Annotated in this window: 7 protein-coding genes; 5 read left to right on the plus strand and 2 right to left on the minus strand. The window is 49.2% G+C overall.

Going from position 1 to position 13413, the window contains the following annotated elements; genetic code table 11:
* The first annotated feature begins 95 nt into the window (after window positions 1–95).
* From BN1234_RS11550 to BN1234_RS11570, 5 genes are all read left to right on the plus strand, one after another.
* Window positions 96–2255, plus strand: a complete 2160-nt coding sequence (locus BN1234_RS11550) for a glycoside hydrolase family 3 N-terminal domain-containing protein (RefSeq protein WP_054956816.1) — start codon at window positions 96–98, stop codon at window positions 2253–2255.
* A gap of 131 nt (window positions 2256–2386) precedes the next feature.
* Window positions 2387–5737 carry a GH36-type glycosyl hydrolase domain-containing protein gene (locus BN1234_RS11555; RefSeq protein WP_054956817.1) on the plus strand — a complete coding sequence of 1117 codons (3351 nt, stop codon included), beginning with the start codon at window positions 2387–2389 and terminating at the stop codon, window positions 5735–5737.
* 108 nt (window positions 5738–5845) lie between these two features.
* Window positions 5846–6835 carry a LacI family DNA-binding transcriptional regulator gene (locus tag BN1234_RS11560; protein WP_054956818.1) on the plus strand — a complete coding sequence of 330 codons (990 nt, stop codon included), beginning with the start codon at window positions 5846–5848 and terminating at the stop codon, window positions 6833–6835.
* A 711-nt stretch (window positions 6836–7546) separates the two neighbouring features.
* Window positions 7547–8893: a hemolysin family protein gene (locus BN1234_RS11565; protein WP_054956819.1), complete on the plus strand. Its 1347-nt coding sequence runs from the start codon at window positions 7547–7549 to the stop codon at window positions 8891–8893.
* A 165-nt stretch (window positions 8894–9058) separates the two neighbouring features.
* Window positions 9059–10648 (plus strand): hypothetical protein, encoded by a 1590-nt coding sequence (locus BN1234_RS11570; RefSeq protein ID WP_054956820.1) that lies wholly within the window; start codon window positions 9059–9061, stop codon window positions 10646–10648.
* Window positions 10649–10711: 63 nt separating this feature from the next.
* Here the strand turns inward: BN1234_RS11570 and BN1234_RS11575 are convergent, their stop codons facing one another.
* A complete protein-coding gene (locus BN1234_RS11575) occupies window positions 10712–11770 on the minus strand; it encodes a hypothetical protein (protein WP_054956821.1) in 1059 nt (352 codons plus the stop codon).
* A gap of 13 nt (window positions 11771–11783) precedes the next feature.
* Window positions 11784–13172 (minus strand): class II fumarate hydratase, encoded by a 1389-nt coding sequence (fumC, locus tag BN1234_RS11580; protein WP_054956822.1) that lies wholly within the window; start codon window positions 13170–13172, stop codon window positions 11784–11786.
* Window positions 13173–13413: the final 241 nt, after the last annotated feature.

Here is a 13413-nt window from a genome sequence, read left to right on the forward strand (position 1 = left end):
TCTCTTGGATGGACATACCGCCTTTTCGGTTAGCAATAGTCGTAGTCGGAACAATGCGTTAATAGGCTTAGACACAAACAAGTGGAGGGAGTTACATGGACCAGAAACAAATAACTGACCTGATTCAGCAGATGACGCTTGAGGAAAAGGTGGCGCAATTACTCCAGCTCACAGCTGACCTTCATGAAGGCACCCAAGATCAAAGCCAGATTACTGGACCTATGGAGGAAATGGGCATCACCGGGGAGATGGTCCGTGCGAGCGGCTCCGTTCTCGGTCTGTCAGGCGCCTCTTCAATTATAGATTTACAGCAGGAATATATGAAAAACAGCCGTCTCGGTATCCCTCTTTTATTTATGGCGGATGTCATTCACGGCTTCAAAACCATCTTTCCGATTCCGCTCGCTATAGGCTGCTCCTGGGATCTTCAGCTTGCCGAGAAAAGTGCGGAAATCGCTGCGCGCGAATCCGCCGCAGCCGGCATACATGTCACCTTCTCACCTATGGTTGATCTCGTGCGCGATCCGCGCTGGGGACGTGTCATGGAGACGACGGGTGAAGACCCTTATCTGAACAGCTTGTTCGCCCGGGCATTTGTCCGCGGCTATCAAGGAAGCAATCTCTCTGAAGATAAGGAACGCCTCGCTGCCTGCGTAAAGCACTTCGCCGCATATGGAGCGCCCGAAGGAGGCCGGGACTACAATACGGTCAATATGTCGGAGAGACAGCTGCGTGAAACGTATCTTCCTGCTTACAAGGCTGCCCTGGATGAAGGCTGCGAAATGATCATGGCCTCCTTCAATACGGTTGACGGCATTCCCGCTTCCGGAAATGAGAAGCTTATGCGCGGAGTTTTACGTGATGAATGGAATTTTGATGGCGTACTCATCTCCGACTGGGCTTCTGTGCGGGAGATGGTTGCTCACGGCGCGGCAGAAGATGACTGTGAAGCAGCTTACCGAGCGATCCGGGCAGGCGTCGATATCGAGATGATGACACCTTGTTATGTTCAGCATCTGCCGGAGCTCATCCAGAGCGGCCGCGTAAGCGAGGCGTTGATTGATGAAGCTGTGCTTCGCATTCTGCAATTAAAAAACAAGCTGGGCTTGTTCGAAGACCCGCTTCGGGGTGCGGACCCGGCACGTGAAAGCGAAGTTCTCTTCTGTGCACAGCACCGCGAGGCTGCCTATGACCTGGCTGTAAAGTCCAGTGTACTGCTTAAAAATAACGGTGTTCTTCCACTTGACCCCGAAGCGGATATAGCCCTGATCGGTCCGTACGCCGGGCAGGAGGACATCCTTGGATGGTGGGCCTGCGTTGGCGTTAAGGAAGATGCTGTACAGCTGGGCAGCGCGATGCAGGAGCGACTGCACGGCAAGCTTACCATCGCGGAAGGCTGCGGTATCGATACAATGACACCAGACCAGCTGCAGAAGGCTGTGGATGCGGCCCGCAAGGCTGACGTTATTGTTCTAGCGCTCGGTGAAGCTGCAGACATGAGTGGTGAAGGCGGCTCACGAACAGATATCAAGCTGCCTAAAGCCCAGCTTGAGCTGGTGAAGGAGATCAGGAAGCTGGGCAAGCCGGTAGCTGCCGTTCTCTTCAATGGTCGCCCTCTGGATTTACATGGTGTACTGGATGAAGCGGATGCTGTGCTGGAAGCCTGGTTCCCCGGCAGTGAAGGCGGTGCTGCCATTGCGGATCTCCTCATAGGTAAAGCCAATCCTTCCGGAAGACTTGCCATGTCATTCCCGCAGTCCGTGGGGCAAGTTCCGGTTTACTACAATACTTACAATACAGGCCGCCCGATGGATCCTTCCAAGACAGACGAGCGTTATGTATCCAAATATTTAGACAGCCCTAACGAGCCGCTGCTTCCTTTCGGCTTCGGTCTCTCCTATTCGGATTTCACATATGGGGAATTGTCTCTCACAAGTCATGAAATGTCGGCTGAACAGCCGCTTAAGGTCAGCGTGACCGTAACCAACACAGGCACCAGAACAGGCATCGAAACCGTTCAGCTGTATATCCGTGATATAACTGGCGAGGTGGTGCGCCCACTCCGTGAGCTCAAAGGTTTCGAGCAGATTAAGCTTGAACCGGGTGAGAGCAGAACCGTTACATTCACTGTTTCAGAGGAAATGCTTCGTTACTATCATAGTGATCTGAGCTATTCAAGCGATCCGGGCAGGTTCCACGTTTTCGTTGGACCAAACAGCCGGGATACCCTTCAAGGCTCTTTCGAATTAGTCTAGCCTCAGCCTATTTATCAAGCGATAAGCAGGTTTGTCCTTAGAAATAAATTCAACAAGCACCCGGCAATAACCCGTAAACAAATATAAGCAAGAATCGGTTTATTGCCAGGATAGGAGGAATGAGAACTCTCATGACAACAATTACACAAGATCAGTTCAACATTCAGGCGGGCAATCTCCGCTTTACTTTCTGGCCAAGCGGAGACTTATTTCAAGCGGTAAGCGGCAATACGATGATTAATCAACTGATATCCAATCCGCTGGACGGCTCTCTCAACAACCTGTATCTGCGAGTTCATGACGAATCCGGAATCAGACACTTTCCGCTGCTCGGCATTCATTCGGCCAGCACGGTAAGCCATGGGGACAATATGATCCAGTGGACTGGTAAAGTCCAGGGCATCAAATACACGGTCAAGTTTACAGTTACGTCCGGTGATATATGGTTCTGGGACGTGTTAGCCGAAGGCCATGGGGCAGTAATTGACCTCATCTACGGACAAGATATCGGTATTGCCGATATCGGTGCGGTTCGCAGCAATGAAGCTTATCTATCGCAATACATTGACCACCGTGCATTCCAGGATCAAGAGCTCGGCTATGTCGTATGCTCCCGTCAGAACCAGCCGCAAGGCGGAAGCTTCCCTTACCTGCAGCAGGGTGCCATCACAGGTACAACAGGCTATACAACCGACGGCTTCCAGTTCTTCGGCTTGTCTTACAAGGAGGCCAATACCCCTGCATGTTTAAGCGAAGAACAGCTTGCTTCAGAAGTATACCAATATGAGTTTGCTTACACCGGCCTTCAGTCTGAAAAGGTGGAGCTAAACGGCGAAGCACGTTTTGTATTCTACGGTCTATTTAAAGGCGATCATCCTGCAGCTCTTACAGAGCTTGAATATCTGGAAGAAGCTAAGCAAGCATGGAAGGATTATGAGAGTCAGGCTTCATCCGCCAATCTATCACCTCTCCCTCCTGTTCGTCTGAATCCGGTCATAGGAGATCCGCTTCAAGGCCATGAGCTCACTGAAGAAGAGATCAACGTACGATTCCCGGCAGCTGACCGGCATCAGGAGGAACGTAAAGATGGAAGCTTGCTTGCCTTCTTCACCCCTACTTATGAGCATATTGTCCTGAAAAGCAAAGAAATGCTTGTAGAGCGCCCGCACGGACATATTTTGATGAACGGAAACAATGTAGAGTTTGGTGCCAAAGTCATTGCTACCACCTCTTTCATGTATGGTATATTTAACTCCCACGTGGTTGTCGGGAACACGAACATGAACAAAATGATGAGCAATGCACGCAATGCCCTCAATATTCCAAAAACGTCCGGACAGCGCATCTATATAGAGAAAGACGGAGCCTATCATGTGCTCACGATGCCTTCAATGTTCGAAATCGGCCTAAACTATGTACGCTGGTATTACAAAATGGATGACGATATGCTCATCATCACGAATTTCAGCGCGGTAGACACCCCTGAAGTGCGGCTCCATGTTCAGTCCGAACAAGGGCATGCCTATCATTTCATGGTGACCAGCCAAGTGACCATGAATGTAAATGAATATACAACGCCTGTACACATGACCGAAGAATCCGGCGTACTGACCTTCCATGGAGATACGAATCCGGATACGGCTAAGGCTTATCCTGATCTTAAGTACCGGATGTGGGTTGATGGTGCAAAGGTACGCCTTGGTGATGAAACCATGCTGGCAGAGGGCGTGGCTGCTGGTTCTGCTTCTCTCGTAACGATGAAGTTAGAACAGACAAGCGACTGGACGCTGACCATCCAGGGATTGCTGGATGGCGAACAAATTGCAGCCCGGGAAGTTCAAGCCGAAGAAGAAATTATCCGGTACCGTGAGTTCTACAGCCAGGTCATGAACGGTTTCCATCTCTCGAATCCAAAGAATGAAGAAGGAGAACTGTTCAAGGTGAATGCACTGGCCTGGTGGTACACACATAACATGTTTGTCCATTATTCTTCACCGCACGGCTTGGAGCAGTATGGCGGAGCAGCCTGGGGAACACGGGACGTATGCCAAGGTCCTGTCGAGTATTTCATGGCCACCCAAAAGTATGATCAGGTTAAAGATATCCTCCGGATGGTATACAGTCATCAATACGAGGATGACGGGAATTGGCCGCAATGGTTTATGTTCGATCAGTATTTTGCGGTGCAGCAGGAAGAGAGTCATGGTGATATCATCGTCTGGCCTCTCAAAGTGCTCAGCGACTATTTGACGGTTACCCGGGACTACAGTATTTTAGAGGAAAAAGTGCCCTATACGATGAAGCATTCCTTCCAATTCACGGAGAATAAAGCTTCCATTCTGGAGCATGCTCAAAAAGAGATTCAATATATACGAGAGCACTTCCTGCACGATACACACCTGTCCTCCTATGGTGACGGGGACTGGGATGACACCCTGCAGCCAGCCAATGCGCAGCTGAAGCAATTTATGGCAAGCAGCTGGACCGTAGCGTTAACCTATCAGACCATTGGGCAGCTATCTTCGGCCCTGCGATTATACGATAGCCTGCTCTCGGATAAACTAAGCGAGATGGCGGCAAATATCCGGCAGGATTTTAAACGCTACATGCTGAACAACGATGTAATTCCAGGATTCCTGTACCTTGAGGACCCGAAGAATCCCAAGCTGATGCTGCATCCTGAGGACAAGGAGACAGGCATCCAGTATCGGCTGCTCCCGATGACTCGCAGCATGATTTCGGAATTGCTCAGTCCTGAGGAAGCCAAGGCCCATTATGATCTCATCCAGAAGACGTTCCTCTTCCCGGACGGCGTTCGGCTGATGAACCGCCCTGCTTCCTATGAAGGCGGCATTAGCAAGCATTTCAAGCGTGCAGAGCAGGCTTCTAACTTCGGCCGCGAGGTCGGACTGCAGTATGTGCATGCTCATATCCGGTACATCGAAGCGATGGCCAAACTAGGCCATGCGGATGATGTATGGAAAGGGCTTGAGACGATCAATCCTGTCGGTATTCAGGAAGTGGTTCCAAATGCAGCTCTCCGGCAGAGCAATTCGTATTTCAGCAGCTCCGACGGCAGCTTCAAGACTCGCTATGATGCACAGGAAAACTTTGAAGGATTGCGAATAGGTGACGTTCAGGTAAAAGGCGGTTGGAGGATTTATTCGAGCGGACCGGGAATCTATATGAACCAGCTGATTTCCAGTGCACTAGGTATCCGTCAGGTCGAAGGCGATCTTGTACTCGACCCTGTGATCCCTGCAAGCATGGATGGACTTCAATTCGAATATGGATTTGCCGGAAGCAAAGTGACGTTTATCTACCATATAACAGGTGTGCCGATCCACCGGGTTGTCATGAACGGGCACGAGCTGGAATCTTTACGCATGCCGAACCCGTACCGTGAAGGCGGAATACGGGTATCCAGACATGACTTCGAGCGTATGATTCAGGATCGGAACGTGGTTGAGATTTTCATGTAACCTACATGAAAATCTATTCCAAATTGACATATACCATTACTATTTATTCAACTTAGAAAGCAATATATAGATTTAGAATTGGTTTATGAGTGGAGGAGCGAATAAATATTGGTAAGCATTAAGGATATCGCTAAAAAAGCGGGCGTGTCGATATCAACGGTATCTTATGCACTTAACGGCAGCAGCAAAGTAACGGAGGAAACAAGCTCACGGATTCTAGCCATTGCCCAAGAGATGAATTATATACCCAATGCTGCAGCAAGGACGCTTAAGAAGAGAGAATCCAAAATTCTGGGTGTCTTCTTGACGGATTTCAAAGGGGATGTGTATGGGGATCTCTTGGACGGCATGAAGGAAACTGCCAACTCGCAAGGATATGATCTGATCGTATGCAGCGGCAAGCAGTCTCACCGAATGCTGCCGGAGAGAATGATTGATGGAGCCGTTATTTTGGATCACACCTTTACCAGTGAAGAATTGCTTGAATATGCAGCCCGCAGTCATAAAATCGTTGTGCTCGACAGAGAGCTAAAACACAAAAATATCAACCAGGTGCTTCTGGATAATAAAGCAGGCGCAACGCTTGCGACAGAGTATCTGATTGAACGGGGACATAAGAAAATCTATATCGTGACCGGTCCTGCCGGCTCTTTCGACTCCATTCAGAGGATGAAAGCCGTGAAGCAGATTCAGGACCGGGTCCATGATATCGAATGGATTGAAATCGAAGGCAATTTCAAAAAAAGCGGGGGCGAAAAAGCGGCAGACCAGATTATACAGCAGTATACGGAGCCTGCAGCCGTCTTTTGCCTGAATGATGAGATGGCGATCGGGCTATGCGACCGCATAGCCGATACCTCTCTGGTCATCGGAGAGCATATTCATCTGATCGGCTTCGATAACATTGAGCTGACTCGCTATATGCAGCCCCGTCTAGCCACGATCGATTATTCCAAGCGTAAATGGGGCGCACTTGCCGCTGAGCAGCTGATCAAGCTGATTTCAGGTGAACCGGTCGAAAATGAGCGGATTTACGTTTCTCTCGTTAAAGGAGATTCGGTCGGCAAAGGCGCTCATTCATTCACGCCATATGTATAATACAAGCTGCTCTTTCAGAGGATTATACGATCTTTGAAAGAGCAGTTTTGTTATATGCCGTTTAAGGTAATTCGTATTGCCGCGGATTTCCCGATCAGACGGTATGATCCCGGTTCAAATTCTACTTTCACGGGTATTACAATGAATAACCTGACACCCTAATAAATGGAACTGTCAGATAGCCCGGTTTGACAGACACACTTACTTTTTCTTATTATAGATAACATATAACCAATTTTAAGTTGCGGCTATTTTGGGAAGAACCAAAGGCAACCCCATTACACTTACAGGAGTGAGAATCGACAATTGGACCCCATACGAAGGATAAGCAGATTCATCTATTTAACACTTGGTATAAGTGTTATGGCCTCCTCCATTTCCCTAACCGGAGATGATCGGGCCGATTCCGCAGTTCCATCGCAGGAATTGGCACTGGCTAAGAGTCATCGCGCAGCACCGTCACCGATTCCAACCGGTCCTGTACCGGAACACAACGAAACGGTTGCAGCGCGTACTATGTATCTGATATCCACACGCATGAACAAATTCAGTATACAAACTGCTCATATTTTTCTAGTCTTAAAGCACATGCTCCTTGAACCTCTAAAGTTCAGGTCGAATTATGTTAGATGGCCATGCATATTTGCCTCGTGCTTTGCAGTAAGCTATTGAAAACAAATTCGGACCAGATAAGAAAAGGATGTGTTTTGATTGGATGGTAGTTTAGGCCTAAATATATTTTTAGTTGTATTACTGATCGCTTTTACCGCTTTTTTTGTAATGACGGAATTCGCCATTGTAAAGATTCGTACCAGCCGTATTGATCAACTCGTATTAGAAGGACGCAAGAATTCTCTTGCCGCCAAAAAAGTAATCTCAAACCTCGATGGCTACTTATCGGCGTGTCAGCTCGGTATTACGATTACAGCCCTCGGTCTCGGTTACTTGGGAGAAAGCACATTTGAGGCTATTTTCCATCCTTTATTTGATGCCCTCGGCATTCCTGCTGAATTCGCCGGAGCTCTATCCTTTATTTTTGCATTTATATTTATGACATATATCCACGTTGTTATTGGTGAGCTTGCACCTAAAACGCTTGCCATTCAAAAAGCAGAATACATCACGCTCATGACGGCTAAGCCGATCATTGGATTCTATCGCCTGATGTACCCGTTTATATGGGTTCTTAACGGTTCTGCGAACGGTCTCGTCCGTTTATTCGGTCTTCATCCGGCAAGTGAGCATGAAGAGGCTCACTCGGAAGAAGAGCTGCGCATGATTCTGAGCGAAAGCTATGAGAGCGGTAAGATCAATCAGAGTGAGTATGGCTATGTAAGCCGGATTTTCGCTTTCGATGACCTGCTTGCCAAGGAAATCATGGTGCCTCGTACCGATATGGTATGTTTGTATGCAGATAAACCCCTTGCAGCCAACCTGCAAATTATAAAAAGAGAACAGTATACCCGTTTCCCTGTTGTACGCGGGGATAAGGACCAGGTTCTCGGCATGGTGAACACGAAGCAGTTCTTCCTGGAGTTCGATGATAATTCCAGCATTGACCTCACCAAGCTGATCCACCCTGCCATGACGGTATCTGAAGCCATTCCGGTCAAGAAATTGCTGAAGAAGATGCAGCAGGAAGGCACACACATGGCAATCTTGATTGACGAGTATGGCGGAACCTCCGGGATGATTACGATTGAGGATATTTTAGAAGAGATCGTCGGTGAAATCCGCGATGAGTTCGATGATGATGAGGAACGCGACCTGCTTCAGCCTGAGCCGAACCGCCTCATTGTAGACGGTAAGGTTTCCATCAATCGAGTGAACGATCTGCTTCTATGCGATCTGAACACGGATGATCTGGATACGATTGGCGGATGGCTTTATGGTCACAACTCCGAGCTGGTCAAAGGCGACATTTGGACTTACCGGGACCTGACCTTTACCGTGCTTGAGAAAAAGACACATCGGTATACCAAGCTTCAGATCGTTAAACAAATGGATGAACGGCAAGAAGACGAAGTTCCTGCTGCCCCATCGATTGAGAACGAATAAGCACAGTTAAGCAAATAAAAAGTCCGTCAGAGAAGCCTTTCTCTGACGGACTTTTTTCTTATCCGGTCTTCTAACCTGAAATAAAGTTTATTTTCACGCTTTAATAGAGCATAACGTTGATGTAATATAGTATATTATGTTCAAACAGATGGGAGACGGGTAGACATGCATCGACAAATCGCAATTATCGGAAGCAGCGGGGGCAACCTATACAATCTGGGTGGTAAAGAGCCGCAAAAGCTGCTGGAAGAAATACGGCTTCAGATGGAAAGTGCCGGTTTATCCTGTGCAGCACTTCAGTTCATCGCGGCTCAGACTTCGATGGACTCCGCTAAGGAGACCACATTAGCCGTGCTTTATAGCTGGAGCATTTCGCAGGGAGCACCTGTCATTATTGCCGAAGGTACACTCAAAGAAGTAAACGAAGCAGCACGGCGGCTGGACCAAGAAATTGCGGAGCAGATTGAGCTCGGAGAAATTGAAGGTATCATCGCCATGAGTGCTGATCCCGAGAACACCAATCGTCACACCTTTGAAGCAGCTGCACGGCACAAGCTGCCCGTTACGGGAACCGGAGGAACGTCTATGGCCATCATCCAATCCAAGGGCGTTCACGTTATTTCAGCATCGGGTACGACAGGCACAACCAACCGAACACGCGCCGTTGCCTTTGTGACCTCACTCTGCAAGCACTGGCGCTTGTCTTATCGCCCTGTAATCGGCAGCAGCGCGGCGGCCTCCGGCAGCACAGCAACAAATACTTCGCCATGGAAACGAATTAACATCCGGGGTATCATGATGGCATCACTGCCTGGTTTTATCGGAATGGCATTAATTCTTGCAGCCAGTAAAATTCCCGGCCTATCAGCGCTCACCTCCGTGTTTGACCTGATGATTAAAGCGCTGCCCGTCATTATTGCCGTCATTGCTGCGAAACAGATTTCGGAGCTTGATGAGGTTTCCATCGTTGCTGGTATTATAGCGGGCGTTCTTTCCGTGGAGGGAGGCATCATCGGCGGAATGATCGGCGGGATCGGGGCCGGCCTGATCGTCCACTACGTGTTCCGCAAATGTGTAGAATGGCGTTTTCCTGCCACAACCGTCAACATCGCGGCCGGGGGCATATCCGGCCTGATCGCCGGCCTGTTCGTCTATTTCTTGATTGCTCCTGTTGCATTGACCGCAGGAGAATCGGTCCGCCTCCTGCTTGAGACCCTTGTATCTTGGAGCCCTGCTTTAGCAGGTTTGATCGCTGGACTTCTGATGTGGCCGGCAATTATCGGCGGGGTCTACCATGCAGCTATTCTGCCGATTGTGCTGCTGGAGATGGAGCTTACAAGCAACAGCTTCCTTGGAGCTGTCGATATGGCAAGCCTGGTTATGGTATCCGCAGGCATTACGCTTGCCAACATCATCGCTCCACGCGATAAAGGCGAAGCGGCTGTAGCCGCACCGGGCTTTGCCATCAATATGGGATTCGGCACGTTTGTGGAAGCTGCCTATCCGTTCATGTTCTCGAACAAGCTTGTGTTTGCCGGAGCCATTGTGTCAGCGGGCCTGGGCGGCCTGCTCGTAGGGCTGTTTGAAGTCAGAGGAACGGCGTATGTCCCTTCCTTCCTGGGTCCAGTAACCTCCAACAACACAACCGGTTTTCTTATCTCTATGGCAGCCAGTCTGCTCTGTTCATTCCTGATCACCTTCTTCGTGAATAAAATGTCGGTGCATCTTAGCTCCAGACAGACGATGGAGATGTAAAACACAATAACAATAGACAATCCCCCGGTCCAGGATACACGGGGGATTGTTTTTGGTTATGACCTATTCCTCACGAAGATTACGGATCTCTATATCATTCACAGATGTGATTTCCGAAATATCATCAATCCGGAGCATATGTGTCTGTTTTCCTTGATTAAAATTTTTATCCGTTTTATCCCTTTTGAGCTTATTCATGTTGGCTGGGGTATTCATATTTGAAGGATAATATCTGATATCAAGCTCCGTCTCACCTTCGGACATCACCTCCGGCATGCGCCGAATCAGTGTCATCACGCGCTCCTTCTCTTCGGCAAGGTTATCTTCCGTAAGATCAGCGAATACATAGAGAGTGACATGCTGGCTGCTAATCTGCAGCCCGTTCTCTCCACTCAGGTTATTATAATTCTTCTCCACCATTTGATGATCCTTTTCATTCACCCAAGTATAAATGAACGCACGGTCAGGATAGAATTCATCCACCAGGGGAGTCAGATTATCCTTAAGCTGAGATCCCCACAAGTGATTTAAATACGTGTCATTCGAAATTCGTGGCGGGCTGCCATTACTGCTATCCAAACTGAACTCGATATGAGGATTTTGTTCCGGATGAGCCTTTAGAGAATAAGAGCTAATTGCCCAAATGTATCGCACTTCCGAAACCGCAAAGGATTCGTTGTACTTATTCTCCAAATAGCTTTCAGCTGCTTCCTGAACGATCTTCTTCTCGCTACTTGTCTTGGAGAACGGTCCCATGCCCTTCGTGTAGCCTCCATAAACAGCCCCTGCAAAAAGGGCCAAGCCGATCACCGTTCGCACCCCAATCTTCCATGGAGACGACAGTTGGCGCTCCCGCCTTTGTGCTTTATAGGGGTCCTTCGCCGTATCCCGTCTGAAATACATGAGAGTTACAATGAGACCTATGCTGTGAACCAGAAGCGCTAAAGGCAATGTAACCCCGCCCAGAAACCCAAGCGTCATAAAAAAAACATAGATCGACATGCCCTGAAGCGCCATAAGAAGCACCCCGCCAGCGATCATGGCCGGCGTACCGATATAAAACATCCCTGCTCCGGTGAATACCAGAGAGAGGAGAGTCGCAATCCACTGATGCTTTTTCAATCTGTTCTCCCCTTTATTCTTTTGGGTGAATCATTTCTTCAGGTTTCACAATCCGGTCAAAGTCCTCCCCGGTTAAAAGGCCGCTCTGTACGGCTGCCTCCCGCAGCGTCAGGCCTTCCTTATGAGCCTTTTTCGCAATGCTTGCCGCATTCTCATAGCCGATATGAGGATTCAGCGCAGTCACCAGCATCAGCGAACGCTCCATATTACTGCGAATGACACCCAGATTGGCCTCAATACCTGCCGCACAATTCCGGTCAAATGAATCCATTGCATCGCTTAACAGACGTGCAGACTGCAAAAAGTTATATATAATCACCGGCTTAAATACATTCAGTTCAAAATTACCTTGGCTGGCTGCAAAACCAATCGCCGCATCGTTCCCCATCACCTGGCAGACAACCATGGTTAATGCCTCGCTCTGTGTCGGATTCACCTTGCCCGGCATAATCGAGCTGCCCGGCTCGTTCGCTGGAATGGTCAGCTCTCCAATACCCGAGCGGGGGCCGCTGGCGAGCCAGCGCACATCGTTCGCAATCTTCATCAGGTCAGCTGCAAGCGCCTTGAGCGCTCCATGAGCGAACACCAGCTCATCATGGCTCGTTAGGGCATGGAACTTGTTGCTCGCACTTCTGAAGCTTTTGCCGGTTTCCTTGCTGATCTCTGCTGCTGTCATATCCCCGAACTCCGGATGAGCATTAATTCCGGTTCCGACCGCAGTGCCTCCTATAGCCAGCTCGCGCAGCGGCTCTGCCGAAGAGGCAATCATGAGCTCGCATTTCTCCAGCATACGGTGCCAGCCGCTGATTTCCTGCCCCAGTGTCAACGGGGTGGCATCCTGCAGGTGTGTGCGTCCGATCTTGATAAGATCCTTATATTCCTCGCTCTTCTTCGCTAACGTATGCTTCAGTCTTTGCAGCGCAGGCAGAACCTCATTCTCTACAGCAATCAGGGCTGCCATGTGCATCGCTGTCGGAAATGTATCATTGGAGCTTTGCGATTTGTTCACATCGTCATTAGGATGAATAGATTGATTGATGCCCTTCTCCTGCAAAATCTGGTTTCCCCGGTTAGCAATCACTTCGTTCACATTCATGTTGGACTGCGTGCCGCTGCCCGTCTGCCATACGACAAGCGGAAAGTGGTCGTCACGATCTCCGGCCAATATTTCATCTGCCGCTGCAGCGATAGCCTCCGCTTTGCTCTGGTCCAGCTTGCCAAGCTTCGCGTTGACCGCTGCCGCACTCTTCTTCAAAATGGCAAAGGCCCGGACGATCTCAAGCGGCATCCGCTCTGTACCGATTCGGAAGTTTTCGAAGCTCCGCTGTGTCTGGGCAGCCCACAGCTTATCCGCAGGCACATGAATCTCGCCCAAGGTATCTTTTTCAATACGGTAATCCATATTTTGGTTCCCTCCCCTGGCATTCGTTCTCTCTACTTCATTTACCCTATTATGCCATAAGATTAATCCAAGGGGCTTTATCTGATCAAATATGGTGTAACCTTTTTCTGTTGTGAGGCGCTCCGCGGACGAATCATTCCTACAATCGCTCTTGCCACCGAATTTCCTGAATCATATACTAGCGGGAGAAATTCGGTGACAAAGGCGAACGCTATCGCTTCTCCGGAATCGCTTCGTCCCC

The organism is Paenibacillus dakarensis, assembly GCF_001373415.1.
Classification (GTDB): Bacteria; Bacillota; Bacilli; order Paenibacillales; family Paenibacillaceae; genus Paenibacillus_AQ; species Paenibacillus_AQ dakarensis.

What these genes read in the sequence shown, in the direction of transcription:
- fumC (WP_054956822.1), bottom strand. Translation starts at nt 13,172, where the DNA reads ATGGATTACCGTATTGAAAAAGATACCTTGGGCGAGATTCATGTGCCT.
- BN1234_RS11550 (WP_054956816.1), top strand. Translation starts at nt 96, where the DNA reads ATGGACCAGAAACAAATAACTGACCTGATTCAGCAGATGACGCTTGAG.
- BN1234_RS11570 (WP_054956820.1), top strand. Translation starts at nt 9,059, where the DNA reads ATGCATCGACAAATCGCAATTATCGGAAGCAGCGGGGGCAACCTATAC.
- BN1234_RS11555 (WP_054956817.1), top strand. Translation starts at nt 2,387, where the DNA reads ATGACAACAATTACACAAGATCAGTTCAACATTCAGGCGGGCAATCTC.